Origin of the sequence: Pseudomonas syringae (assembly GCF_023278085.1) — a bacterium.
Lineage (GTDB): Bacteria > Pseudomonadota > Gammaproteobacteria > Pseudomonadales > Pseudomonadaceae > Aquipseudomonas > Aquipseudomonas syringae_Q.
Map to the genome: position 1 here is coordinate 3,444,141 of NZ_CP066265.1, position 24,989 is coordinate 3,469,129.

19 protein-coding genes are annotated in these 24,989 nt (G+C 59.3%); 11 read left to right on the top strand and 8 right to left on the bottom strand.

Features of this window, described 5'->3' with window-relative positions; genetic code table 11:
• Window positions 1-86: 86 nt before the first annotated feature.
• Both I9H07_RS15275 and I9H07_RS15280 read left to right on the top strand, forming a co-directional pair.
• On the top strand, window positions 87-1,184 hold the full coding sequence (locus tag I9H07_RS15275; RefSeq protein WP_236423231.1) for an enoyl-CoA hydratase/isomerase family protein: 1,098 nt from the start codon (window positions 87-89) through the stop codon (window positions 1,182-1,184).
• 3 nt (window positions 1,185-1,187) lie between these two features.
• Window positions 1,188-2,339 (top strand): acyl-CoA dehydrogenase family protein, encoded by a 1,152-nt coding sequence (locus tag I9H07_RS15280; RefSeq protein ID WP_058391308.1) that lies wholly within the window; start codon window positions 1,188-1,190, stop codon window positions 2,337-2,339.
• A gap of 38 nt (window positions 2,340-2,377) precedes the next feature.
• On the opposite strand, the gene I9H07_RS15285 is transcribed toward I9H07_RS15280, so the two are convergent.
• Both I9H07_RS15285 and I9H07_RS15290 read right to left on the bottom strand, forming a co-directional pair.
• Window positions 2,378-7,591 (bottom strand): dermonecrotic toxin domain-containing protein, encoded by a 5,214-nt coding sequence (locus tag I9H07_RS15285; protein ID WP_236423232.1) that lies wholly within the window; start codon window positions 7,589-7,591, stop codon window positions 2,378-2,380.
• A gap of 139 nt (window positions 7,592-7,730) precedes the next feature.
• Window positions 7,731-8,300 carry an NADPH-dependent FMN reductase gene (locus I9H07_RS15290; RefSeq protein WP_024674111.1) on the bottom strand — a complete coding sequence of 190 codons (570 nt, stop codon included), beginning with the start codon at window positions 8,298-8,300 and terminating at the stop codon, window positions 7,731-7,733.
• Window positions 8,301-8,510: 210 nt separating this feature from the next.
• Here I9H07_RS15290 and I9H07_RS15295 point away from each other — a divergent pair, with 210 nt between their 5' ends.
• Window positions 8,511-8,726: a hypothetical protein gene (locus I9H07_RS15295; RefSeq protein WP_024674112.1), complete on the top strand. Its 216-nt coding sequence runs from the start codon at window positions 8,511-8,513 to the stop codon at window positions 8,724-8,726.
• Between the two features lie 31 nt (window positions 8,727-8,757).
• On the opposite strand, the gene I9H07_RS15300 is transcribed toward I9H07_RS15295, so the two are convergent.
• The 4 genes from I9H07_RS15300 to I9H07_RS15315 form a co-directional block, all read right to left on the bottom strand.
• Entirely contained in the window at window positions 8,758-9,318 is a 561-nt protein-coding gene (locus I9H07_RS15300) for a GNAT family N-acetyltransferase (protein ID WP_024674113.1), read from the bottom strand.
• Window positions 9,319-9,332: 14 nt separating this feature from the next.
• On the bottom strand, window positions 9,333-10,112 hold the full coding sequence (gene dnaQ / locus I9H07_RS15305) for a DNA polymerase III subunit epsilon (protein ID WP_058824749.1): 780 nt from the start codon (window positions 10,110-10,112) through the stop codon (window positions 9,333-9,335).
• A 73-nt stretch (window positions 10,113-10,185) separates the two neighbouring features.
• Entirely contained in the window at window positions 10,186-10,638 is a 453-nt protein-coding gene (gene rnhA, locus I9H07_RS15310) for a ribonuclease HI (protein ID WP_007250330.1), read from the bottom strand.
• A gap of 70 nt (window positions 10,639-10,708) precedes the next feature.
• Window positions 10,709-11,473 carry a methyltransferase domain-containing protein gene (locus I9H07_RS15315; protein WP_024674115.1) on the bottom strand — a complete coding sequence of 255 codons (765 nt, stop codon included), beginning with the start codon at window positions 11,471-11,473 and terminating at the stop codon, window positions 10,709-10,711.
• Between the two features lie 81 nt (window positions 11,474-11,554).
• On the opposite strand from I9H07_RS15315, the gene gloB reads away from it, so the two are divergent.
• From gloB to fabI, 8 genes are all read left to right on the top strand, one after another.
• On the top strand, window positions 11,555-12,334 hold the full coding sequence (gloB, locus tag I9H07_RS15320) for a hydroxyacylglutathione hydrolase (RefSeq protein ID WP_024674116.1): 780 nt from the start codon (window positions 11,555-11,557) through the stop codon (window positions 12,332-12,334).
• Window positions 12,335-12,433: 99 nt separating this feature from the next.
• The gene (locus I9H07_RS15325; RefSeq protein WP_024674117.1) at window positions 12,434-14,041 is read left to right on the top strand and encodes a LysM peptidoglycan-binding domain-containing protein; all 1,608 of its coding nucleotides are present in this window, start codon (window positions 12,434-12,436) and stop codon (window positions 14,039-14,041) included.
• A 137-nt stretch (window positions 14,042-14,178) separates the two neighbouring features.
• Entirely contained in the window at window positions 14,179-16,008 is a 1,830-nt protein-coding gene (locus tag I9H07_RS15330) for an extracellular solute-binding protein (RefSeq protein ID WP_058824753.1), read from the top strand.
• On the top strand, window positions 16,005-17,861 hold the full coding sequence (locus I9H07_RS15335) for an extracellular solute-binding protein (protein WP_236423233.1): 1,857 nt from the start codon (window positions 16,005-16,007) through the stop codon (window positions 17,859-17,861). The genes I9H07_RS15330 and I9H07_RS15335 overlap by 4 nt, the downstream gene beginning before the upstream one ends.
• A 1-nt stretch (window position 17,862) precedes the next feature.
• Window positions 17,863-18,936, top strand: coding sequence for a microcin C ABC transporter permease YejB (locus tag I9H07_RS15340; RefSeq protein WP_024674120.1), 1,074 nt, complete (start codon window positions 17,863-17,865; stop codon window positions 18,934-18,936).
• 1 nt (window position 18,937) lies between these two features.
• Window positions 18,938-19,957 (top strand): ABC transporter permease, encoded by a 1,020-nt coding sequence (locus tag I9H07_RS15345; protein WP_024644944.1) that lies wholly within the window; start codon window positions 18,938-18,940, stop codon window positions 19,955-19,957.
• Window position 19,958: 1 nt separating this feature from the next.
• Window positions 19,959-21,569 (top strand): ABC transporter ATP-binding protein, encoded by a 1,611-nt coding sequence (locus I9H07_RS15350; RefSeq protein ID WP_058391304.1) that lies wholly within the window; start codon window positions 19,959-19,961, stop codon window positions 21,567-21,569.
• 18 nt (window positions 21,570-21,587) lie between these two features.
• A complete protein-coding gene (gene fabI / locus I9H07_RS15355) occupies window positions 21,588-22,382 on the top strand; it encodes an enoyl-ACP reductase FabI (RefSeq protein WP_024674122.1) in 795 nt (264 codons plus the stop codon).
• Between the two features lie 106 nt (window positions 22,383-22,488).
• On the opposite strand, the gene I9H07_RS15360 is transcribed toward fabI, so the two are convergent.
• Window positions 22,489-24,372, bottom strand: a complete 1,884-nt coding sequence (locus I9H07_RS15360; RefSeq protein WP_058391303.1) for a SurA N-terminal domain-containing protein — start codon at window positions 24,370-24,372, stop codon at window positions 22,489-22,491.
• Window positions 24,373-24,578: 206 nt separating this feature from the next.
• Window positions 24,579-24,851, bottom strand: coding sequence for an HU family DNA-binding protein (locus I9H07_RS15365; RefSeq protein ID WP_002552737.1), 273 nt, complete (start codon window positions 24,849-24,851; stop codon window positions 24,579-24,581).
• Window positions 24,852-24,989: the final 138 nt, after the last annotated feature.

Here is a 24,989-nt window from a genome sequence, read left to right on the forward strand (position 1 = left end):
TTGCAGATTTGCGCTGCTAGGATCTGCTGCGATGCTGCACCACACGCCAGAACAAGAAGAAAGCGCAATCGAACAAGGAGTTCAGAATGAGTTCACAGGTTTCATCCGCTCGCTCGGTTCGGCAGCCCGCCAGCCGACATGCGATTGCTATCGACGTGCGTAACCATATTGGCCATTTGACTCTCAATCGTCCCGAAGGCCTGAACGCGATCGATCTGGACATGGTTCGCACGCTGCAGCGTCAGCTCGACAGCTGGGCCGATGACCCGACGGTCCGTGCAGTGGTCTTGCGCGGCGCAGGCGAAAAGGCTTTCTGCGCAGGTGGTGATATCCGCTCGCTGTACGAAAGTCACCAGAATGGGCAGGACCTGCATCACACTTTTTTTGCCGAAGAATATGCCCTGGACCTGAGCATTCACCGCTACCGCAAGCCCATACTGGCATTGATGGACGGCCTGGTACTGGGCGGTGGCATGGGGCTGGTTCAGGGGGCTGATCTGCGCGTGGTCACCGAACGCAGCCGTCTGGGCATGCCGGAAGTCGCCATCGGTTATTTCCCGGACGTGGGCGGCAGTTATTTCCTGTCACGACTGCCCGGCGAACTCGGCACCTGGCTGGGCGTCACCGGTTCACAGATCGGCGCTGCCGACGCACTGTATTGCGGTCTTGCCAATTGGGCGACCAGCACCGAGCAACTGCCGCGACTCGACCATATGCTCGATCACTTGAAATGGAAATCGACACCACTGAAGGATCTGCAGGGCGCACTGGCCAAGCTAGCCACCCAGCGCCTGCCAGAGCCGCCGCTGGAAGCCCTGCGTCCGGCCATCGATCACTTTTTCGGCCGTCCAACCATCGCCGGCATGCTGGAACAACTGCAGGAAGTGGCCATAGGCGAAACCCGTCAATGGGCGCTGGACACTGCTGCCCGTATGCAGACGCACTCACCGCTTGCCATGGCAGTAACCCTGGAAATGCTGCGCCGCGGGCGTCATCTTTCACTGCAAGCCTGCTTCGCCATGGAACTGCATCTCGACCGGCAGTGGTTCGAACGCGGAGACCTGATTGAAGGCATACGTGCCCTGATCATCGATAAAGACAAAAAGCCGCAATGGAAACACCGCAGTGCGCAGGACGTCAGTACCGCGCAGGTCGACAGTTTCTTTAGCGGTATGGAGGTTTGAGCCGTGCATGATCTGGAACTGAGTGAAGAGCAGGTAATGATTCGCGACATGGCGCGCGACTTTGCCCGCAACGAAATCGCACCGTATGCCCAGGCCTGGGAAAAGGCCGGCTGGATCGACGACGCGCTGGTTGCGAAGCTCGGCGAACTGGGCCTGCTGGGCATGGTGGTCCCGGAACAATGGGGCGGTACTTACATCGATTACGTCGCCTACGCACTGGCAGTCGAGGAAATATCCGCCGCCGACGCTGCCACCGGCACGCTGATGAGTGTCCACAGCTCGGTGGGCTGCGGGCCGGTTCTCAACTACGGGACCGATGACCAGAAACATGCATGGCTGGAAAAACTCGCTACAGGCCGAGCCATCGGCTGCTTCTGCCTGACCGAACCGCACGCAGGCTCTGAAGCCCACAACCTGCGAACTCGCGCCGAGTTGCAGGGCGATGAGTGGGTGATCAATGGCGCCAAGCAGTTCGTCAGCAACGGCAAACGGGCACAACTGGCTATCGTGTTTGCCGTGACCGACCCGGCGCTTGGCAAAAAGGGCCTGTCAGCCTTTCTGGTGCCGACCGAAAACCCCGGTTTCGTGGTGGATCGCAGCGAACACAAGATGGGCATCCGGGCATCGGACACTTGCGCGGTCACCTTGAACAACTGCCGAATCCCGGCCGCCAACCTGCTGGGTGAGCGTGGCAAGGGCCTGTCTATCGCCCTCTCCAACCTGGAAGGCGGCCGTATCGGCATCGCCGCGCAGGCATTGGGGATCGCCCGCGCCGCCTTCGAAGCAGCGCTGGCGTATGCGCGGGAACGGGTGCAGTTCGACAAACCGATCATCGAACATCAAAGCATCGCCAATCTGCTGGCCGACATGCACACCCGCATCAACGCCGCCCGCCTGCTGACCCTGCACGCTGCGCGGCTGCGCAGCGCCGGGCAAGCGTGCCTGTCGGAAGCGTCTCAAGCCAAGCTGTTCGCGTCTGAAATGGCCGAGTGGGTGTGCTCCAAGGCGATCCAGATTCATGGCGGTTATGGCTATCTGGAAGACTACCCGGTCGAACGTTACTACCGGGATGCGCGCATCACCCAGATATACGAAGGCTCCAGCGAGATCCAGCGCCTGCTGATCGCCCGGGAACTGCGTCATTATCTGGTCTGACGCAGTTCCCGGGCGATTCGGTATGCAGGGGCAGCGCGTCAGCGCTTCACGAATCGCTCTCGCCCCAGCAACGTCACCAGCAAAGCCACCGAGTCGGCATTCTTGAGCATGATGTCGGTTCGCTTGTGGACGTCTTCGTAAAACACGTCACGTGCTTCTTCGAGCGTGCTCTTGCCGGCGATGCGCAGAACTGTCTGCTTTCCGTTGCCGTCCCTGCGTCTCAGGTCGCGCCACACATCTTCGTCCAGCTGTTTGAACAACTTGTCGCGGTCTGTGTGAAAGGAAAGGGTCTTTTGCTGCTGATACACCGTTTCGTTTCTGATGCGCAGTCGATACGCGGGTGCGTCTTCGAGCAAGTCAATGAAAGGGGCTTGTGAGTCCACATAAGCCATGTCGTCCGTTTTCAGCACCATATGCGATAACTCATGAATCAGGATCGCGCCCCGGTAATGCTGAGCAAACTTGAACTCCCCGGAGCGTTGCGCGCTGAGCTTCAATCGGTAAGTCGGCAGTCGAAAAAACTGTTCTGTCAGAAAAATTCTCCGCGCCGGGTCTGCTTCGAAGATGAACGCGCTGGCCGACTCGTTGCCTATTCGATTGACACCGATGACATAGCGCGACGAGTCGATGGGCGACATCGAAGGGTCAATCAGCTCCTGATACAGGTCGGTGACCGCCTTCTTAGTGACATCGCGCAATCGATCGTCAGGCACCTTCTGTGCAAAAAAATCGCCCAGTATTTTCTCCGCACGCGGATCCAGCTTGTTGTCCGGCAAGCGTCTGGTCAGGTTGTCCAGCGCGTTTTCCAGATAGCGCTGCGCCTGCAGGCAGGCATCTTCGATGGCCTGGGCCATGTCCCGGTGGCGATGACGAATTTCAGGCATGCCTCGAGCGCTGACGACCATGATCTCGTCAACCAGATCGTCGACAAGGCTGCCTTCCATTCGGGTCAGCGCCCCGCCTCCTCCGCGCAGCCCGCCCTGGATGTCCAGCTTCCATTGCTGATCCGCATCCAGGCTCACCGAGGGACCGATATTGCTGCCCGACACGATGAACCAGCCATCCTCATCGGACTGCACCTCATAGGTTTTCCCGCCGATGGCTGCATACGCTCTGCTGGTAACAGGATCCCGGTAGACGCTTAATAGCTCATCGCGTTGCAGCGTGTACAAGGCTATGTCGTGAACTTCGAACTCGCGCAAACGCTCGCGTATCTGTTGCGTCAGAGAGCCGTTGCTCCAAGAGAACTCGAACGTATCAGCGCCATCGATCAATTGCACAAGCGGGTCGGACGACGTGGCGTCATCCACCAGGGCACTGGTCTCACGAGCCGTCAGGGATGCGGCTTCCGCAGGGTTCTGCCCGGAAGAAATCATCACGCTCAGGGCCGCCATGAACTCCGAGATGGCCTGGCCCCATTGCTGATCCGTTGCCGAGATGAGCGACAGATTCAACAGCGTCTGCCCCTGAATGATGCCGATCAATGCGCCCAGGCGCCCAGGCATGAGCGCCATGAATTGTTCTGCGCCCAGGGTGAACAGATACTGCGTCGCCGCGCGGCGATGTTCGGCGTTGGTGACGCTGTACTGCTTGACCTGCAGCTTCAGGATATCCAGCGCGCCTTTGAACATCAGCAACAGACAGTTGCCCTCATAAGGATCGATTTGCACGGTGACAGGTGCAGGACGCTCGAACGGCAGATCGAAAGAGGACTCGGTGCTGAAAGGCAGGTGCGGCTCCACAAAGCCACCCTTGTCGTAAATTTTGCGCAAATCCGGGTCGATACGGTCAAGAATGTACGCTTGAAAATAGGCCGAGGTCTGTATATCAAGCACCAGCGCAGCCTGGTCGGCGTACTCCTTGAACACGAAATCGTTGTTCAGGGGCGCGTAAAGCACCCACGGTCCAGGCTGATTGTCCTTTGGCCCCATCAGGTACGTATTGAGCACGACGGTCGGCTCCCAGCCCTCCTTGGCCGGCAGCAGTTTCAAGGGGCTGAGGATCATCTGGCAACCGTCGACCGGCAGGCGCGCGACCGCATCAGGCATGGTCAGCACATTTTCGATAATCCTGTACGCCTGCTCGGAGAGCTCGTTTTTCAGCTTGAAGGCAAAGGCTCGCAAAATATCCAGCGAAGGAACCTGCTCGACGAACAGTTTGCGGCGCTCGAGATATTCCGGTGTAGTCTCGGCCAGCACCGAGTTCAGCATCGTGCGGTAACTCGCGGCGATGTCCAGCGACCTCACCAGTTCGCGCAGATACGCCGGCGTCAGGGCCGCGTTCAGCGGCGTGTCATCCGTTGAGGAGAGCAGAATGACCCCGTCCTGCCTGGACAGAAAGCGGTTGATTGCAAACTCCACCAGGTTTTCGCTGACGGCCTGGGTCGCCGCTGGTATCGACTGAGGCAACTCGCCCGGCGCCACCGGTGCCGGAACATAGTGCGTCAGCGAAACACGCACATTTTCAGGATCAGGCCGAGGCTCTGCGAAGTCATTGTCGAACCTGCGCTTGAGCTGCTCGAGGGAATAATCGTAGAAGCTTGGAATATCGAACAGAAAGTCCTTCTCGCCGACACAGGTCACATAAAACCGTCGCAGGACCTCGACCAGCATCACCTGATCACGCTTCGACGCCTCGCTGACCCATGAAGGTACGAGCGCCCGGTAGATGATGAACTGAATCGCGACCCCCAGAGAATTGAGGGCCTGGCGATTTCGGTCATCCCGCTCTGCGGCACTCAGCAGGTTGACGAACAGTTCCGACGGCACCTGCCAGGCGATGGACTGCCGATAAAGATCGGCCACCGTACGCTGCTGTCGCTCGACCTCGTCGCGCTGCAATGCCTCGATGAGGTGCCCCTCAATGGGCTGCAGGACGACCTTGAGCTCAAGCGTCCCTCGACGGCTACGCTGGCTGAGCAACATGCGCCGGTCAGGTTCAGCGATAACACCTGATACCTGCGAGCCCAGCTCCATACTGGTCAGTCGCCCGGCGACATACTCTTCCAGTAACTGCCGGGTTTCGAATCCGACGAGCCCCTGATCCAGGATCCACAGAATGGGCTTACTGTCGGGAAGCCTGCCAGTGACCACAAACGCATTGGGTACCTTGACCACGGGCGCCTGCGGGTCGTACTCGACTGTAACCGCGAACGCATCGACGCGCGCCTCGCCCAGCGACTCCCGAAGTGCCGGCAACGGCCTGTCGAGGACCTGCTGCACGTTGTCGAGGAAAGCGACAGGCAGCGTGGCCGTGCGCCGTTCGACCAGCAACTCAAGGCGCAGCGAATACTCCCGGACCAGGGCAGCTATCACGCCGGGATGCAGGCTGGTATCGCGCTGGCGAACCGTACGTGAGTAGAACTCGCTGATCTGGCCCTCGAAGCGCTGGGCAAAATCTGCCTGCACGCAGATCAGTATCTGCTCCAGCAATGCCAGCGGCAGACGTTGCACGGGTTGACCCGCGACCGGGGTGATCTGCCCGGCGAGAACGATGCTGTCGGCCAAGGGGGCGCTTGCGTAACCGCACACCCGGTCAAGCGCCAAGGCAAGCACTGGCACCGGTGCTGCTTCAGCCACATCCGCCTGCACCCAGAGCTTGCGGGCATCCAGAGGCGGGCCTCCGGCCAAGGCCAGATAGAGGTTGAGTGCGCGATGCATGCATCCATCTGCACCGGGATGCATGGCATCGACGCTGCCGAGCAAGGCGTCGAGCTTTTTCAACTTGCCCATCCAGTTGTAGGACGGGTATGAAATCAAGTTGGGCCGCTCACTGACACTGCTCTGGGCTGCGGCCCCCCAGACGCTGTCAAAGCTCAGCCGGTCCTGACGCCAGCGCCCTGAGCCATGTATGTTCAATAGCCGACCATCGAGCAGCTTGCGGATGTCCAGTGCATCGTCGATCCGCGCCGGATTTTTTTCGGAATGCAGGGCCGGCAGGTCAAGTACGTAGCGCAGGTCGCGCTCTTGCAAGGCGATCATGGCATCGATGAATTCGCTGAAAAAGTCCTCGGTGAGCGTGTCATGGTGCAGCTCGAGCTGACCTTCCAGACTGATGACGGAATGATCGTTCAGCGATGAGTAAAACAACAATCCGGCGCGTGAAGGGCCCCTCAGCACATGCTCGATGGCTTGGGCCTGATCGCTGAAGCGCAGGAAGCCAGGCAATGACGAATAGAGAAACACCGCCGGTGACGCTTCTCCGGGGAAATCGATGAGGAATACACCGACCAGCTTGACGGGGTCCTGGCCGGCCACGACGACTGATAACCTGCGTACCCTCGGCACCGGCGCAGCGGGCGCGCCAGGCGGCGAAGGCAACAGGGTCAGCAGGCAGCGGTATTCAGCCTCGGTCATGTTGCGGTGCGCCCGGCCCGATAACAGATGCTGGCGAAAGCACTCTGCAAGCGCATCAGCGGTGAGGTCGCGACGCGTGCGCCCGCCCTGCCCCTGAGACGTCCAGTAGTCAGACAGCAATTGCGCGTACGCGGTGCCGACTGAAGCAGCCGAGTCTGCCAGCGCCTGATCGAAAACGATTGCCTGTGCCTCGGGCAACGCCGCCCCCTTGGCATCCAGATAGCGCCGTGTCTGGCCTTGCGGCAGGGCTTCGTAGGAAAACGCCTGCATGGCGGCATCGGCGAGGTATTGAGTCCCGACGACTGTTGACGTTGCCGGAGTAGCACCGGGCGCCGTGTGCACAAGCTGGACAGTCTGGGCAACGACGTCGATGCCCCTTTCTACCAGCACATCCTGAAAGGCCTTGCCAGTCGCCTCTCGAAGATCGGGCAGCGCCTCCAATCTGACCGCCAGACGCTGCAGATGCCCGGCCTGCTGGCGCATGACCGTCTGCGTGCACGCTTCAAACAGCGAGCCCTCGATGCGCTCGCTCTCGACGATCGACAAGGCAGTGATATCGTCGAATCGTTGCTGCAAGGCGTTGAACAGCGCACTGCGACTCTCGAATTGCTCGATGCCGAAGGTCAGGGTACTGAGAAAGACCCGTGCCGAGGGGTTGGTGGCATCGCTGATGAACAAGGCCGCGGCCAGTTCCGCATTGACGGGCAACTGGTCGTTTATCAGCAGTCTGTCGACTCGGGGGACCGCATCGTTGGCTGGCTCGGTGCTTTCGGCAGCCAATAGCTGCAACCACGCGCCGTCGTCACGGCTGATTCGAGACTGTCCGATGGCGTCCTGAATGTCTTGTGTGAATCGCGCGCGCAGAGTGTCGCTGAAAAAATAGGGAGCTGATGACATGTACTGTTTCCTTTGGAGGGCGCCTCTGCGCACAACGCCCAGGCGCGTGGCAGAGAAAAAGGAAACAGCTTATGGGGATGGACCGAAGCGCCTGCGTTACATAAAGCAATAGATCGGCAAGCGCGCTTCGTCAAAAAAATCAGTTGGCGGCAGCCCTGCCGTTCTTGTCGACCCAGGCGGCGAAGGCATCGATGAACTTCTGCAGGAAGGGCCTGGTTTTATCGGACAATGCGCCGGACTCGTCGAAAAAGCTCCCGGCACCGCCCAGATAGGCTTCAGGCTGCTGCAGGCACAGCACATCCAGAAATACCAGCGACTGGCGCAGATGATGGTTGGCACCAAAGCCACCGACCGCACCGGGAGACGCGCTGATCACTGCGCCCGGCTTGCCACTGAAGGCACTCTTGCCATAGGGACGCGAGCCCACATCAATGGCGTTCTTAAGGGCGCCGGGCACCGAGCGGTTGTATTCGGGGGTGACAAACAACACGCCGTCGGCAGCGCCCAATTGCTCGCGAAAGGCCGTGTATGCAGGCGGCGGTGAATCGCCGTCGATGTCTTCGTTGTACAACGGCAGGTCGCCGATCTCGACGATATTCAATTTCAGGCTGGCAGGTGCCAGCTCTGCCAGCGCAAGCGCGATTTTGCGGTTGATGGACTCTTTTCGCAGACTGCCGACCAATACGGCAATGGTGTGAACCTGGCTCATGAAAATATCCGTCATCTGATTCAAGGGAAAGTAAGCTATAGAACAAAAGCAGGGTTTAGACGCCCCCCGCTCCGTTCAATTCCCGAGTACTATCCAGCCACCCCGATTATTTTTTTCCTTCGGGCAAACTCCCCTATAGATCAGTGGTCTACAAGCCTCGATAGTTTTGTAAACCAGCAGTTATATTCAGTTTCAGAGGTTAGTGAGCAAATGGCTTCAGTTCTCGTCGGACAATTTCATGCCAGAGACGCCGAAGGTCGTGTCTACCCGGTGCATGAGTTCCAGGAATCGCAGCCGGATGAGGCGCAGAGTGGGCAACCGGTAACGACCTACAGGCTGGCAATCGGTGACCGGGTCAAACATCTGGGTGGAGACAGTTTTGAGCTGGTGCAATCCGGCGTACAGATGACCCGTATTCCGGGATGACAACGATCCCTTTGCCTTCGACACGCTTGTGTCAGGCTTCGGGAAAAATCAGATACCAGAAGATAGCGGTTTCACGAGTGTGTGGATCAATGCCTCGATAGCGCATATGGTCCACCCCGCCTACCACGTAGCCACAACGCTCATATAAACGACAAGCCGCCAGGTTGTTGTTCTGGGTTTCCAGAACGATACCGGGCAGATTGCGCTTGCGACTCCAGAACTGTGCGACATCGAGCAGCGAGCGGGCTACGCCATGGCGACGTGCCGACTCGTCCACGGCCAGTTCGTCGATGTAGGCAAAGCCGCTCCAGTGGGTACTCATGACGATGTGCCCGACCGCGCGGCCGTCCAGCCAGGCAACCATGACAGAGCTTGACGCCGCATCGCGATGATCGGTGAACTCCTGAGAATCGATGCCGTAATTCTTGCGGTACGGCTCGACCGGCTCGACTGGCCAAGACTCGACGCTTTCACCGATACGGGCCTGAGCAAAACCGCACACGGTAAAGGTGAATTCACTGTTGAGGATGTAGTCCTCGAAGCACTCGTCTGCGACCCGAATGCTCAAGGCAGGATTAGCAGCCATGTTCATGTCACCGCTCGCCTTCAGGAAGATGCCTGCGCCCCGGCGTCCAGCATCTGAACCCATAGCGCTGGTGCGCCGGAGGCCTTGGCGATGGTGCTCATACGTACTTCATGCTCGGCCAGCTCACTTTCACTGGCACGAATGACGCGGCAAGGCTGACGATCAGCCGGCAAACGGCGAATCTCGCTGCCACGACTGCCGCCGCCCTCGCCCGAACCATTACCGTCAGATGCATTACCAGCCAGCGACAGGCTGGTCTGCCCGCCGGTCATGGACAGATAGACTTCCGCCAGAATCTCGGAGTCGAGCAACGCGCCGTGCAGTTCACGGCCCGAGTTGTCGACGCCGTAGCGTTTGCACAATGCATCAAGGCTGTTGCGCTGCCCCGGATGGCGTTCGCGGGCCATCATCAGCGTGTCGAGAATCGAGCAGTGCCGGGTGATGTCCGCCTTGTCCTGCGCGCCCATCAACGCGAATTCGTTGTTGATGAAACCAACATCGAACGCCGCGTTATGGATGATCAACTGCGCGCCTTTGATGAACTCGAAGAATTCATCGGCGACTTCGGCAAACCGGGGTTTACCGACCAGAAACTCGTTGGTGATACCGTGAACACCGATGGCGCCTTCGTCACTTTCACGGTCGGGTTGCAGATACACGTGAAAATGCCGCCCCGTCAGGCGGCGGCCTATCAACTCGACGCAACCGATCTCGATGATGCGGTGGCCATCGGTGACCGGCATACCGGTAGTCTCGGTATCGAGTACGATGGATCTGTTATCCAGGTTTTGCACTGACATTGACTCTTGCCTCATCTACAGGCGGCGATCTTAGCACGCCGCGGCCTTTGCAAGCCTTCAACCCGGCCCGGTGTCAACCGTGTTTGATACCACGCACTTCGTCGACACCACGGTTGGCCAGTTGGTCGGCACGCTCGTTGCCGGGATGGCCGATGTGGCCACGCACCCATTGCCATTTGACGGTATGGCGGCTGACCTGCTCATCCAGCAGTTGCCAGAGGTCGGCGTTCTTGACCGGTTCCTTGGCCGCCGTCTTCCAGCCGCGCTTTTTCCAGTTGGGCATCCATTCGGTGATGCCTTTCATGACGTATTGCGAATCGGTGACCAGCGTGACTTCGCAGGGACGCTTCAGTTCTTCAAGCCCGCGAATGGCACCGGTCAGCTCCATGCGGTTGTTGGTGGTATTGGCTTCGCCGCCCCACAGTTCTTTCTCGACCCCCTTGCAGACCAGCAGGGCTCCCCAGCCGCCGGGGCCAGGGTTACCCTTGCAGGCGCCGTCGGTGAAGAGTTCAACGCTATCGCTCATTACAATCTTTTCCACAATGATGGGCTTCGTTACAGGGCATGTGCAGCCTTCGGAGCCGCTGCCCCATGAATCAGGGCTCCAGCTCCAGGGTAGTGCGACTGACCTTGGCCATCGGCATTGGAATCAGCTTGCCGATCGGCTCGCGACGGACCTGACGCACGGGCCGCAGGCCTACCACCAGCTTGCGCGCCACCAGAAGATAGAAGCCGCCGCCGGGGCTCTGACGTCCGTCGCCGAGGCTTTCGAGGCCTATCAGGCGAGACTGCCATGCCGCTGAAGCAAGGGGCGGACGATAGCATCCGAAGCGCCGTTTCTCCAGCGCGAAGCCCAGCAGATTCAGCCAGTCGGCGACGCGCGAAGGCGAAATGCAACGGGCCTTGCGCAGCGCGTCACGCGCAAAAACGTGCCGCACACCCCAGGTGCTCCAAGGGTTGATCCCGATGATCAGCAAATGCCCGCCGGGACGCACGCTGCTGGCGGCCTCGCGCAGCAACCCGTGGGGCGACAGGCAGAAATCCAGGCCGTGCTGCAACACCACCACATCGGCCGCATGCTCGCTCAATGGCCAGGCCTGCTCTTCACAGACAATCTCGACCCCCGGCAACGGCGCGCCGAGCCTTACATTGCGCTGCACTTGCGGAGCAACCGGCGGTGATTCTGCCGAAGGGCCATAGTGAACCAGATAGCCGCCGAAATAACGCCCGAGTTCTTCATCGAGAACCCGTCGCTCCTCTTCAAGCAGGAGCTGTCCCAGTGGCCCTGCAAGCCATTCACGGGCAGCGCGGATCAATGCAAGCCACTCAGGATCAGCCTGAGCGAACGCTTCATCGGTCATGAGTTCTCCTCCAGAGGTGCTCGCATGCAGCGGCAACAAACTCTAAGATGCACGATTGTCCGCCGCTATGCGAACTGCGCCATGATACAGATTCACGCCCTTCCCGCTTTCAATGACAACTACATATGGTTGTTACAAGACCTTTCCAGCCAGCAGTGTGCGGTGGTCGATCCGGGCGACGCGCAACCGGTGCTGGCCTGGCTGGCGCAGAATCCCGAGTATCGACTCACCGATATTCTGATCACCCACCACCATAACGATCACGTCGGTGGCGTGGTTCAGCTCAAACAGGTGACTCAGGCGCGTGTCCTGGGCCCTGCCACGGAAAATATTCCGGCACGCGACGTCGCGCTGGCCGACCAGGACCGGCTTACCGTACTCGGGCTCGAATTCGCGGTGCACGCCGTTCCGGGCCATACGCTGGGCCACATTGCCTTCTATCATGACGACGCCACGACGCCGCTGCTGTTCAGTGGCGATACCTTGTTTGCAGCAGGCTGCGGACGCCTGTTCGAAGGCACGCCGCAGCAGATGCATGATTCACTGCAACGACTGGCCGGGTTGCCGGACAGCACGTCCGTCTACTGCGCGCACGAATACACACTGAGCAATCTGCGCTTCGCCCACGCCGTCGAACCGGAAAACCGGGACATTGCCGAACGACTGGCAGACGTGACCCGGCTGCGTGCCGAAAACCGCATCAGCCTGCCTTCGACCCTGGCGCTGGAAAAACGTACAAACCCGTTCCTGCGTACCCACGAAACATCCGTTAAAGAAAAAGCGGACGAACGGAGCGGCAAGCAAAACACCTCGCAAAGTGCGGTCTTTGCTTGCTTGAGGGCCTGGAAAGATAAGTTCTGAACCGACCATGAAACCGCAATAAAATTCTGAATGGTTGACCGACGGCAGGCTGCTTCCTAGAATCGCCCGACATTTTCGTCTGGATGTACCCCCCGAACAATGTCGTCATCTATCAGCAAGCCTTCACATTCGGACGCATTGACTCGGTTGGCTCAGGCCGTGGCCGTCACCGCGAGTGCGCTGCTGGCCGGTTGCCAGAGCACCGCCAGTGTCAACCCCGCCGACAGTCACCGTTCGCCAAACCTGGCCGCCGGAATCAAGCAAAAACCGATTTTCCTGACTCATAAGCCCACTACTCCGCTGGCTCCGCCGCAGGATGTCTGGGAGCGTATGCGCCAGGGCTTTCAATTGCAGCAAGGCAACGACCAAAACCCGCGTATCGATCAGCAGCGTCTGTGGTTCGCCAACAACCCGTCCTTCCTGGAAAACGCTGGCGAGCGCGGCAGCCTGTACATGCATTACATCGTCGAGCGCCTTGAAGAACGCAACATGCCGCTTGAGCTGGCCCTGCTGCCGGTGATCGAGAGCGCCTATAACCCGATGGCGGTTTCACGCAGCCAGGCCGTCGGTCTCTGGCAGTTCATCCCGTCTACCGGCCGTTACTTCAACCTGCGCCAGACCAGCTTTTATGACGGGCGACGCGATATTCAGGCATCGACCGTCGCCGCACTCGATTACCTGACCCGTCTGCATGACATGTTCAATGGTGACTGGTTGCTGGCGCTGGCAGCCTATAACGCGGGCGAAGGTACCGTGAGCCGCGCCATAGAACGTAACGACAAGCTCAACCTGCCGACCGACTACTGGAACCTGCCGCTGCCGCAGGAAACCCGTGACTACGTGCCCAAGCTGTTGGCGCTGTCGCAGGTCGTGCTTTCGCCAGAGGCCTATGGTGTCAACCTCAACCCGATTGCCAATCGGCCCTATTTCGAAGTGGTCGAGCTCAACAAGCGTGTTGATCTTTCCAAGGTGGCCAGCGCCGCTGATATCGACGAGGACGAGCTGATCCAGCTCAACCCGGCGTACAACAAGCGTCTGACCATTGACGGCCCTCAGCACCTGCTGGTGCCCACTTCCAAGGCGCAACTGCTGACCGCCAGCCTGTCGACCATGAAGCAGGAAGAGATGATCGCCTGGCAGCCTTACCGGGTGCGCAGAGGCGATACGCTCGAAAGTCTGGCCAGCCGCTATAAGGTCACGGTCAGTTCACTCAAGGGCAACAACAAGCTGGCGGGCAATCGCCTGAAAGTCGGTCAGTCACTGAGCATTCCGGTCAGGCCGGGGCTGGAAACCTCGCAGCCGGTGTTTGAAGCACTGGCCAGCAACGATAAACCGTCACGCACCCGCAGTTACAAGGTCCGCAGTGGTGACAATCTGACCACCATCGCTCAGGCCAACAAGGTCGACGTCGAAGACCTGCAACGCTGGAACAAGCTGTCCGGCAAAAAGCTCAGCGTCGGTCAGACCCTGGTCATGCAGGACACCACCAGCAAGAGTGCCGGCAAGGTCAGCAGCAAGGCCGTTGCCAGCGCCAGTGCAAAGGACGGTGACAAGAAGTCCATGCAGTACAAGATCCAGAAAGGCGACTCCATGTACCTGGTCGCCAAGCGCTTCAACGTCGAGATGCAACATCTCAAGCGCTGGAATCCACGCAGTGGACAAGCCCTCAAGCCCGGTCAGACCCTGACCGTCTACCTGCCGCATTGATGACGTCGGCCACTTGCCCTCGAATCAGCTCGGGGCGAGCGGCCTGCGCAGTCCTCGCAACACCCTCGCCTGTAGTCTTTTTCCTGCAAGGACAAGCTGTTACTGTTAGCGACCCGAAAGCCCAAGTCGCCTGGATCGTGATACGTCCCTTCCTGCTAATCGTCAGTCTGGCCTTGAGCTTCTGCGCCAATGCAGCCATAACCGAAAGCCATGGTTATGCGCAGTTTGGCGTCCTCAAGTACCCGGCCAGCTTTACTCATTTCGACTGGGTCAATCCCGAGGCGCCGAAAGGTGGCACCCTGAGAATGATGGCGTTCGGCACCTTCGATACGCTCAACCCTTACACCTTCAAGGGCAGCAGCCCGGTTTCGACCGGAAACTTCCTGCAGTACGGCGTCAACGAACTCAACGAACCCCTGATGGTCGGCACCGGCCAGTACGACCCGTCCGGTGATGAACCGACTTCCAGCTACGGGCTGATCGCCCAGTCAGTGGAATACAGCGAAAACCGCAGCTGGGTGGTGTTCAACCTGCGCCCGCAGGCGCGCTTTCATGACGGCAAGCCGATCACGGCTTACGACGTGGCGTTTTCCTACCGGACGCTGCTCAAGGACGGTCACCCGCAATACCGCACGGCCTTGCAGGAAGTGCAGCGCGTCGACATTCTTAACCGGCATCGCATCCGTTTTGTGTTCAAGCGCTCCGGCAACCCGCTGCTGATTTTGCGCCTGGGCGAAATGCCGGTGCTGCCCCAGCATTACTGGAAAGATCGCGATTTCAAAGCCACCACCTTTGAACCGCCACTGGGCAGTGGGCCGTATCGCATTACCCGCGTGCAGCCAGGACGCCAGCTGGTGTTCGAGCGCGTCAAGGATTACTGGGGCAAGGATTTGCCGGTCAATCGCGGCAAATACAATTTCGACCGGGTCGAGGTCGAGTTCTACCGCGACAGCGACGTCGCTTTCGAGGCGTTCAAGGCGGGCGAATTCGATATCTACATCGAGCATCAGGCCAAGAACTGGTCGACTGGCTACAACTTTCCCGCAGTCGCCAACGGTCAGGTGATCAAGGCACAAATCCCGCACCGTATACCGACGCAGACGCAAGGGCTGTTCATGAACACCCGGCGCGCCGCATTCGCCGATATCCGGGTGCGCGAAGCCCTGGGGCTGCTGTTCAACTTCGAATGGACCAACCGCACACTGTTCAGTGACGCGTATGACCGCTCGACCAGCTATTACCCCAACAGCGAGTTTTCCGCGACCGGCCTGCCGACCGGTGCGGAATGGCTGTTGCTGGCGCCTTACCGCGATCAACTGCCGGCCAGCCTGTTCACCCAGCCGTTCGCGCCGTCGAAGACCGATGGCGGCGGCATTCCGCGCGAAACCCTGCGCAAGGCCCTCAAACTGCTGAGCGATGCAGGCTGGACGCTCACCGACCACGGCTTGCTCAACGCTGACAAGCAGCCGCTGCGTTTCGAGATTCTGCTGGTCAATCCCAACCTTGAACGCATCCTGCAACCCTACATCGAAGACCTGCGCCGCATGGGCATCGATGCCGGCGTGCGCACCGTCGATCGCGCCCAGTACAAGCAGCGTCTGGACCGTTTCGACTTCGACATGATTCTCATGACCCTGCAACAGACGCTGAGCCCCGGCCTTGAGCAGTGGCAGTACTTCCACTCCAGCCAGGCCACGATCAGCGGCAGCAAGAACTATGCAGGTATTGCCAACCCGGTGGTCGATGCACTGCTGAACAAACTGCTGGCTGCACAGACCCGAGATGAACAAGTCGCCGCTGCACGGGCGCTGGACCGCGTGCTGCTGTCCCAGCACTACAGCATTCCCAACTGGTACCTGAACAATCACCGGCTTGCCTATCGCAACCGATTCGCCATGGTCACTACCCCGCCCTACACCCTGGGGCTGCGCGCGTGGTGGCTCAAGACTCTGGAGAAGCCCCGATGAACCGATTGCACTCTCTGTGCTCGCAGGCAGCCGCTCTGCTGCTGGCCAGCCTGGCCTGCGCGGTGCAGGCTGCGCCCCAGCATGCCGTGACGCTGTACGACGAAGCGCCGAAATACCCGGCCGACTTCAAGCATTTCGACTACGTGAACCCGGATGCGCCCAAGGGCGGCACCTTCCGGCAAGCCGGCTTCGGCGGCTTCGACAGCCTCAACCCGTTCATCAACAAAGGCGTGCCCGCGGACGACATCGGACTGATCTACGACACCCTGGCTCGTGCAAGCCTGGATGAACCCTTTAGTGAATACGGACTGGTCGCCGGCAAAATCGAGAAAGCGCCGGACAACAGTTGGGTGCGCTTCTATCTGCGGCCCGAAGCGCGCTTCCATGACGGCCACCCGATCCGCGCCGAAGATGTCGAATTCAGCTTCAAGACCCTGATGGAACATGGCTCGCCCATGTACAAGGGTTACTACGCCGACGTCGATCAGGTCACCGTTGAAGATCCGCTGCGTGTACTGTTCAAATTCAAGCACAAGGGCAGTCGGGAAATGCCGCTGATCCTTGGCCAGTTGCCGGTCCTGCCCAAGCACTTCTGGGCAGACCGTGATTTCAGCAAGGGCAACCTGGAATTTCCGCTGGGCAGCGGCCCGTACAAAGTGATCGATGTAAAAGCGGGCCGCTCGGTGCGCTACGAGCGGGTCAAGGACTACTGGGCCAAGGACCTGCCCATCAACAAGGGCTTCTACAACTTTGATGTCCTGACCACTGACTATTACCGCGACAACACGGTTGCACTGGAAGCAGGCAAGGCCGGTCAGTTCGATTACTGGCTGGAGACCAGCGCCAAGAACTGGGCAACGGCTTACGATACGCCCGCCATCAGGGAAGGCCGATTGATCAAGGAGGAACTGCCCAACGGCAATCCGACCGGCATGCAGGGTTTCGTTTTCAATTTGCGCAAACCGGTATTTCAGGATGTGCGAGTGCGCGAAGCACTGACCTTGCTGCTGGACTTCGAGTGGACCAACAAGCAGCTGTTCAATGGTGCCTACAGCCGCACCAAGAGTTATTTCGACAATTCGGAAATGGCCTCCAGCGGCCTGCCCTCCGCCGAAGAACTGAAAATCCTTGAACCGTTGCGCGGCAAGATTCCGGACCGGGTGTTCAGCGAACCCTTCCAGTTACCGGTCACCGACGGCAGCGGCATGATCCGCCCGCAACAGCGTCGCGCCTTTCAGCTGTTGCAGGAAGCAGGCTGGAAAGTGGTCAACGACAAGATGGTCGATGCCCAGGGCAACCCGGTGAAGCTGGAGTTCCTGATCGCCCAGACCGAGTTCGAGCGCATTCTGCTGCCCTACAAGCGCAACCTGAGCGATCTGGGCATCGAGCTGGTGATTCGCCGGGCCGACGTTTCGCAGTACATCAACCGCCTGCGGTCGCGGGACTACGACATGATTGTCAGCAGCTTTCCGCAATCCAGCTCGCCGGGCAACGAGCAGCGCGTGTACTTCGACTCCTCCAGCGCCGACAATCCGGGCAGTCGCAACGTGATGAGCCTGAAGGACCCGGCAGTCGATACGCTGGTGAACGGCCTGATCAATGCCGACTCCCGGGCCAGCCTGATCACCTACACCAAAGCGCTTGATCGGGTATTGCTGTGGGGTTTCTATATCGTTCCCAACTGGCACATCAAGACCTGGCGGGTGGCTTACTGGAACCACATAGACCACCCGAAAGCCAAGGCGCTGTCCGATATCGGCCTGATGACCTGGTGGGCAAAGCCGGACGTCAAGCCAGTGACGGCGACTCCATCAGCCTCTGATCAGGCCAAGCCTGCGAACGCGGAGCAATAACATGCTGGCTTATATTCTGCGACGGCTGCTGCTGATCATCCCGACCCTGTTCGGCATCCTGGTCATCAACTTCATCATCATCCAGGCGGCCCCCGGCGGCCCGGTGGAGCAGATGATCGCCAAGATCGAAGGCTTCGACGGTGCTACCAGCCGGATTGCCGGTGGCGGTGCAGAGGTCTCAGTGGCGGGCTCCAACTACCGTGGCGCGCAAGGCCTCGACCCGGCACTGATCAAGGAAATCGAACGCATGTACGGTTTCGACAAGTCGGCACCGGAACGTCTGTGGATCATGATCAAGAACTACGCCACGCTGGACTTCGGCGACAGCTTCTTTCGTGATGCCAAGGTCATCGACCTGATTGTCGAGAAGATGCCGGTGTCCATTTCCCTCGGGTTATGGAGCACGCTGATCATGTACCTGGTGTCGATCCCGCTGGGGATCGCCAAGGCTACCCGGCACGGCAGCCAGTTCGACGTCTGGACCAGCTCGGCGATCATCGTCGGCTATGCGATCCCGGCCTTCCTGTTTGCCATCCTGTTGATCGTGGTATTTGCCGGTGGCAGCTATTTCAACTGGTTCCCGCTGCGCGGCCTGACGTCCAACAACTATGACGAGTTGAGCACGCTGGGCAAGATCTTCGATTACTTCTGGCACCTGGTGCTGCCGGTAACCGCGCTGGTGATCGGCAACTTCGCCACCATGACCCTGCTGACCAAGAACAGTTTTCTCGATGAAATCAGCAAGCAGTATGTGACGACCGCCAAAGCCAAGGGCCTGAGCAACCACAAGGTGCTGTACGGCCATGTGTTCCGCAACGCCATGCTGCTGGTGATCGCCGGCTTCCCTTCGGCCTTCATCGGCATCTTCTTCACCGGCTCGCTGCTGGTGGAAGTGATCTTCTCGCTGGATGGCCTGGGCCTGATGAGTTTCGAAGCCGCTATCAACCGTGACTATCCGGTGGTGTTCGGCACGCTGTTCATCTTCACCCTGCTGGGGCTGGTGGTGAAGCTGATCGGTGACATCACCTACACCCTGGTTGACCCGCGCATCGACTTTGAAAGCAGGAAGCATTGATATGAAGCTATCCCCTCTCAATCGCCGCCGCTTCGAACGCTTCAAGGCCAACCGACGTGGCTGGTGGTCACTGTGGCTGTTCCTCATCCTGTTCGGCCTCAGCCTGGGCGCCGAACTGATCGCCAACGACAAGCCACTCGCCGTGCGCTACGACGGCAGCTGGTACTTCCCGGTGTTCGAGCGTTACCCGGAAACCACCTTTGGTGGCGAATTCCCGCTGGAAGCCAATTACAAGAGCCCGTACATCAAGGAACTGCTCGCGGCAAAGGATGGCTGGACCTTGTGGGCACCGATTCCGTTCAGCTACCAGAGCATCAACTACGACCTGAAAGTCCCGGCGCCTGCCCCGCCGTCGCGAGACAATCTGCTGGGCACTGACGATCAGGGCCGTGACGTGTTGGCGCGGGTCATCTACGGCTTCAGGATTTCCGTGCTGTTCGCCCTGACCCTGACCATCCTCAGCTCGATCATCGGAGTGATAGCCGGTGCCTTGCAGGGCTTTTACGGCGGCTGGGTCGATTTGCTGGGCCAGCGCTTTCTGGAAGTCTGGTCCGGCTTGCCGGTGCTCTACCTGCTGATCATTCTGGCCAGCTTCGTGCAGCCCAATTTCTGGTGGCTGCTGGGTATCATGCTGCTGTTTTCCTGGATGAGCCTGGTCGACGTGGTGCGCGCCGAGTTCCTGCGCGGCCGCAACCTGGAGTACGTACGCGCCGCACGGGCACTGGGCATGGAAAATGGCGCGATCATGTTCCGCCACATTCTGCCCAACGCGATGGTCTCGACCATGACTTTTCTGCCGTTCATTCTGACCGGCGCCATCGGCACGCTGACCGCTCTGGACTTCCTCGGCTTCGGCCTGCCGGCAGGCTCGCCTTCACTGGGCGAACTGGTGGCGCAGGGCAAATCCAATCTGCAAGCACCGTGGCTGGGCATCAGTGCCTTTGCGGTGCTGGCCATCATGCTGAGTCTGCTGGTGTTCATCGGCGAATCTGCCCGCGATGCATTCGACCCGAGGAAATAAGATGAACAATGACAATCTGATCGAAATCCGCGATCTGGCGGTCGAGTTCGTGACGGGCGAATCGCGGCAGCGCGTGGTCGAGAACATCAGCTTCGACATTCGCCGCGGCGAGACCCTGGCGCTGGTCGGTGAAAGCGGTTCGGGCAAATCCGTTACGGCGCATTCGATCCTGCGCCTGCTGCCCTACCCGATCGCCAGCCATCCGAGCGGCACCATCCGCTATGCTGGCGAAGACCTGCTGAAAGTCGAAGAGAAAAAACTGCGCTCGATTCGGGGCAACCGGATCGCCATGATCTTTCAGGAGCCGATGACCTCGCTGAATCCGCTGCACTCGGTGGAAAAACAGATCAACGAAGTGCTGGGCCTGCATAAAGGCCTGACCGGCAAGGCAGCCACTGAGCGCACGCTGGAGCTTCTCGATCTGGTCGGCATCCCCGAGCCACGCAAACGACTCAAAGCCCTGCCACACGAGCTGTCAGGTGGCCAGCGTCAGCGTGTAATGATCGCCATGGCCCTGGCCAACGAACCCGAGCTGTTGATCGCCGATGAACCGACCACCGCGCTGGATGTGACAGTCCAGCTGAAGATCCTGGAACTGCTCAAGCACTTGCAGGCGCGTCTGGGCATGGCACTGCTGCTGATCAGCCACGATTTGAACGTCGTCAGGCAAATAGCCAACCGCGTATGTGTCATGCAGCGCGGTTGCATCGTCGAACAGGCATCGTGCGAAGAATTGTTCCGTTCGCCGCAGCACCCGTACACCAAAGTTCTGCTCAGCGCAGAGCCCAGCGGCGGTCCTTCGACCAACCCGGCCGGTGCTCCGCTGCTTGAGGTCGAGGACCTGAAAGTCTGGTTCCCGATCAAAAAGGGCCTGCTCAAGCGCACCGTCGACCACGTCAAGGCAGTCGACGGTATTCGCTTCAGCCTGCCTCAGGGCCAGACACTGGGTATCGTGGGTGAAAGCGGCTCGGGCAAATCAACGCTGGGGCTGGCGATTCTCCGACTGATCGGCAGCCAGGGCACCATACGTTTCAAGGGCAACGCGCTAAACTCCCTGTCGCAACAGCAGATTCGTCCGTTGCGCAGGCAGATGCAGGTGGTTTTCCAGGACCCGTTCGGCAGTTTGAGTCCGCGCATGTCGGTGGGTGAAATCGTTGGCGAAGGCCTGCGTATCCACGACATGGGCACAGCTGCCGAGCAACAGACAGCGATTATCGAAGCGCTCAGGGAAGTAGGTCTGGACCCGGATACCCGGCACCGCTACCCCCATGAGTTCTCCGGTGGTCAACGTCAGCGGATCGCCATTGCCCGGGCACTGGTGTTGAAGCCGGAGCTGATACTGCTGGACGAGCCGACTTCGGCCCTCGACCGGACCGTGCAGCGCCAGGTAGTCGAGCTGCTTCGCTCGCTGCAAACCAAGTACAACCTGACGTATTTGTTCATCAGCCATGACCTGGCTGTCGTCAAAGCGCTGAGCCACCAGTTGATGGTGGTCAAGCAAGGCCAAGTGGTCGAACAGGGTGCAGCGCAGGAAATCTTCGCCGCACCGCAACATCCTTATACACAGCAGCTGCTGGAGGCCGCCTTTTTGGCGCCGGTAGCTGTCGATTAACCTGAAGAGGAACAACACATGGGTTTTCTCGCCGGTAAGCGCGTCCTGATCGTCGGTGTCGCCAGTAAACTGTCCATCGCATCCGGTATCGCCGCCGCCATGCATCGTGAAGGTGCAGAGCTTGCTTTCACCTACCAGAACGACAAACTCAAGGGTCGTGTCGAAGAGTTCGCCGCAGGCTGGGGTTCAGGCCCTGAGCTGTGCTTCCCTTGCGATGTCGCCAGCGACGAAGAGATCAACAAGGTCTTTGAAGCGCTGAGCAAGAAATGGGACGGCCTGGACGTGATCGTTCACTCGGTCGGCTTCGCTCCGGGCGACCAGCTCGATGGCGACTTCACCAACGCCACCACCCGTGAAGGCTTCCGCATTGCTCACGACATCAGCGCCTACAGCTTCGTGGCACTGGCCAAGGCCGGTCGCGAAATGATGAAAGGCCGCAATGGTAGCCTGCTGACCCTGTCGTACCTGGGCGCAGAGCGCACCATGCCTAACTACAACGTCATGGGCATGGCCAAGGCCAGCCTGGAAGCTGGCGTTCGTTACCTGGCTGGCAGCCTCGGCCCGGAAGGCACGCGCGTCAACGCTGTGTCGGCGGGTCCGATCCGCACCCTGGCCGCCTCGGGCATCAAGAACTTCCGCAAGATGCTGGCTGCCAACGAAGCGCAGACCCCTCTGCGCCGCAACGTCACTATCGACGAAGTCGGCAATGCCGGCGCGTTCCTGTGCTCTGACCTGGCGTCGGGCATCAGCGGTGAAATCATGTACGTCGACGGCGGTTTCAACACCACCGCGATGGGCAGCATGGACGAGTAAGCACGGCAAGAGCCGCTCCTCGCGAGCGGCATTTTCCTGCAGACAGTTTTCGTGCAAAAAAGAAGGCCGCTCAATGAGCGGCCTTCTTTTTGGGCGGGTTTCGAGCTTAGAACTTCTCGATCTTCGCCTTGCTTTCCAGCTGTGCACGGTACGCGGCGAAATCCTGCTGCCCCTCACGCGAGGAGAGGAAGCGACGGTACTGTGCCTTCTCGGCATCAGTCGGCGCAGCCGCCTGATTAACGCCATTGAGACGGACAATCACGAAGCTGCCATCCGATGCAGTGATGCTGGCGAATTCCGGCTTGTCCTTGCCAACAGGCTTGGGCATGCGGAACAGCGTCTGCAGCACTTGAGGATCAACCCCTTCCTGGCTGCGTGTCACCGCCTCCATCACTTTCCAGTCACGACCTTCCTGCTTGGCAGCCAATGGAATCTTGCCATCGCGCAGACCTGCCAGCAGCGCTTCGCCCTTGGCCTTGGCAGCCGCCGAAGCATGCTCCTTGACCAGTTGAGCGCGAATCGAGCCGGCAACGCTTTCAAGTGGCAGCTGCTGCGGTTGCAGATGCTCTTTGGAGCGCACCACAACTACAGTCTCCGGGTCCAGCTCCAGCGTGTTGCTGTTGGAACCTTCTTCAAGCACTTCCGGGCTGAATGCCGCCTGGATGACCGCACGGTTGGCAGTCAGACCTTCGCCGCCCTCACGGCCGAATGGCGCAGTGGTCTGAACCTTCAGACCCAGATCCTGAGCCGGCTGAGTCAGGTCGGAGGATTCAAAGGCTGAATCTTCCAGTTGCTTGGTCACTTCGACAAACTTCTGCTCGACCTGCTGCGACTTGAGATCAGTGGTCAGCTTGTCCTTGAGACTGGCGAAAGTCGGCACCGAAGGCGCTTCAACGCCCAGCAGCTTGATCAGATGCCAGCCGAAGTCGGTACGTACCGGCTGCGAAACCTGGTCCTTGTTCAACGCATACAGCGCGTCTTCAAAAGCCGGATCATAGACGCCCTTGCCTGCGTAGCCCAGGTCACCGCCCTTGTTCGACGAGCCAGGGTCCTGCGAGTATTCCTTGGCCAGCGCCGCAAAATCTTCACCCTTGGCCAGACGCTGTTGAATTTCTTCAATCTTCGCCTTGGCCTGCTCATCGTTCAGCTTGTCGTTCACTTCGATCAGAATGTGCGCTGCACGACGCTGTTCGGAGAGGTTGGCGATTTCTTTCTGATAAGCCGCCTGCAAGTCCTCGTCCTTGACTTGAACCTTGTCGAAGAAAGACGATTTCTTCAACTCGATGTAATCAAGCACGACCTGCTCAGGGCTCATGAACTCCTTGGCATGCTGGTCGTAGTGGGCCTTGACTTCATCGTCAGTCACTTTGACTGCCGACGGATCGGCTGGCAGGGTCAGCGAAGCGAAATCACGCGTCTGCTTTTCCAGACGGGCGAAGGCTTCAACCTGTGCGTCGGTGACGAAGGCACTGCCCGCAACACCCGCACGTACCTGACCAATGAGCATTTCCTGACCCAGCATCTGGCGGAACTGCAGACGGCTGTAACCGAGCTGACGAATCACCTGATCGAAACGGTCAGCACTGAATTTGCCATCGACCTGGAACTCAGGCGTCTGCAACAGCTGCTGATCCAGCGCTGCTTCGGAAAACGAGAATTTGGCGTCGGCTGCACCCTGCAGCAGCAGCTTGCGATCGATCAGGCCTTTGAGTGCCGAATCACGCAACAGCTTTTCATCCAGCATGGCAGGATCGAAATCCTTGCCCAGTTGCTGCGAGAGCTGCTGAGCCAACTGACGACGCTGCATGTCGACAGCCTGACTCAACTCATTCTGAGAAATGTCCTCGCCGTTGACTTCAGCTGCGTTCTGCTTGTTGCTGGTAGCGGTAAACAGCGCCTCAATGCCGGTGAAGGCCATCAAGGCGATGATGATTCCGATAATTGTCTTGGCAATCCAGCCTTGTGAATTGTCCCTGATGTTCTGCAGCATTTGCGTCCCCCAAAACGGTGGTACTGACTAACCAACCGCGGAGCGTGGGTAGAAAGCGGATAGAAGAAAGGCGCATCCGAGGATGCGCCTTCTCGTAACTTACGAAGCGGGAGGGCTCGAACCCTTCGGTGTTGCAACCGAATGCACCACCGCTCCGCTACTGGATCAGACCTGGTCCGACCCAGCGGGCAAAGGCATCGAGAGGCTTAGTTGACAGCTTCTTTGAGGGCTTTACCGGCTTTGAAACCTGGTTTTTTAGCAGCAGCGATTTCCAGCGTTTTACCGGTCTGAGGATTACGACCGATGCGAGCAGGACGATCAGTCACGGAGAACGTACCAAAGCCAACCAAAACAACCGAGTCGCCAGCCTTCAGAGCGCCAGTGACGGATTCGATCACTGCGTCCAGCGCGCGGCCAGCAGCAGCTTTCGGGATATCAGCAGATGCAGCGATAGCATCAATCAGTTCCGACTTGTTCACTCTAAGTCCCCTTATCTCTATTTTGAGTACGTTTCTAAGTTTTAGGTGTTAAGCAAAACGAGCGCAGGAAGGCTTGCCAGTGATTGCTTTAAAGAGCCGCTTTATAACAAGGGCTCTAAAAAGCTGTCAAGGAAGCCT

Coding starts and splice junctions, on each gene's coding strand:
- I9H07_RS15275 (WP_236423231.1), top strand. CDS start 87: ATGAGTTCACAGGTTTCATCCGCTCGCTCGGTTCGGCAGCCCGCCAGC.
- I9H07_RS15285 (WP_236423232.1), bottom strand. CDS start 7,591: ATGTCATCAGCTCCCTATTTTTTCAGCGACACTCTGCGCGCGCGATTC.
- I9H07_RS15290 (WP_024674111.1), bottom strand. CDS start 8,300: ATGAGCCAGGTTCACACCATTGCCGTATTGGTCGGCAGTCTGCGAAAA.
- I9H07_RS15295 (WP_024674112.1), top strand. CDS start 8,511: ATGGCTTCAGTTCTCGTCGGACAATTTCATGCCAGAGACGCCGAAGGT.
- I9H07_RS15300 (WP_024674113.1), bottom strand. CDS start 9,318: ATGAACATGGCTGCTAATCCTGCCTTGAGCATTCGGGTCGCAGACGAG.
- dnaQ (WP_058824749.1), bottom strand. CDS start 10,112: ATGTCAGTGCAAAACCTGGATAACAGATCCATCGTACTCGATACCGAG.
- rnhA (WP_007250330.1), bottom strand. CDS start 10,638: ATGAGCGATAGCGTTGAACTCTTCACCGACGGCGCCTGCAAGGGTAAC.
- I9H07_RS15315 (WP_024674115.1), bottom strand. CDS start 11,473: ATGACCGATGAAGCGTTCGCTCAGGCTGATCCTGAGTGGCTTGCATTG.
- gloB (WP_024674116.1), top strand. CDS start 11,555: ATGATACAGATTCACGCCCTTCCCGCTTTCAATGACAACTACATATGG.
- I9H07_RS15325 (WP_024674117.1), top strand. CDS start 12,434: ATGTCGTCATCTATCAGCAAGCCTTCACATTCGGACGCATTGACTCGG.
- I9H07_RS15335 (WP_236423233.1), top strand. CDS start 16,005: ATGAACCGATTGCACTCTCTGTGCTCGCAGGCAGCCGCTCTGCTGCTG.
- I9H07_RS15340 (WP_024674120.1), top strand. CDS start 17,863: ATGCTGGCTTATATTCTGCGACGGCTGCTGCTGATCATCCCGACCCTG.
- I9H07_RS15345 (WP_024644944.1), top strand. CDS start 18,938: ATGAAGCTATCCCCTCTCAATCGCCGCCGCTTCGAACGCTTCAAGGCC.
- I9H07_RS15350 (WP_058391304.1), top strand. CDS start 19,959: ATGAACAATGACAATCTGATCGAAATCCGCGATCTGGCGGTCGAGTTC.
- fabI (WP_024674122.1), top strand. CDS start 21,588: ATGGGTTTTCTCGCCGGTAAGCGCGTCCTGATCGTCGGTGTCGCCAGT.
- I9H07_RS15360 (WP_058391303.1), bottom strand. CDS start 24,372: ATGCTGCAGAACATCAGGGACAATTCACAAGGCTGGATTGCCAAGACA.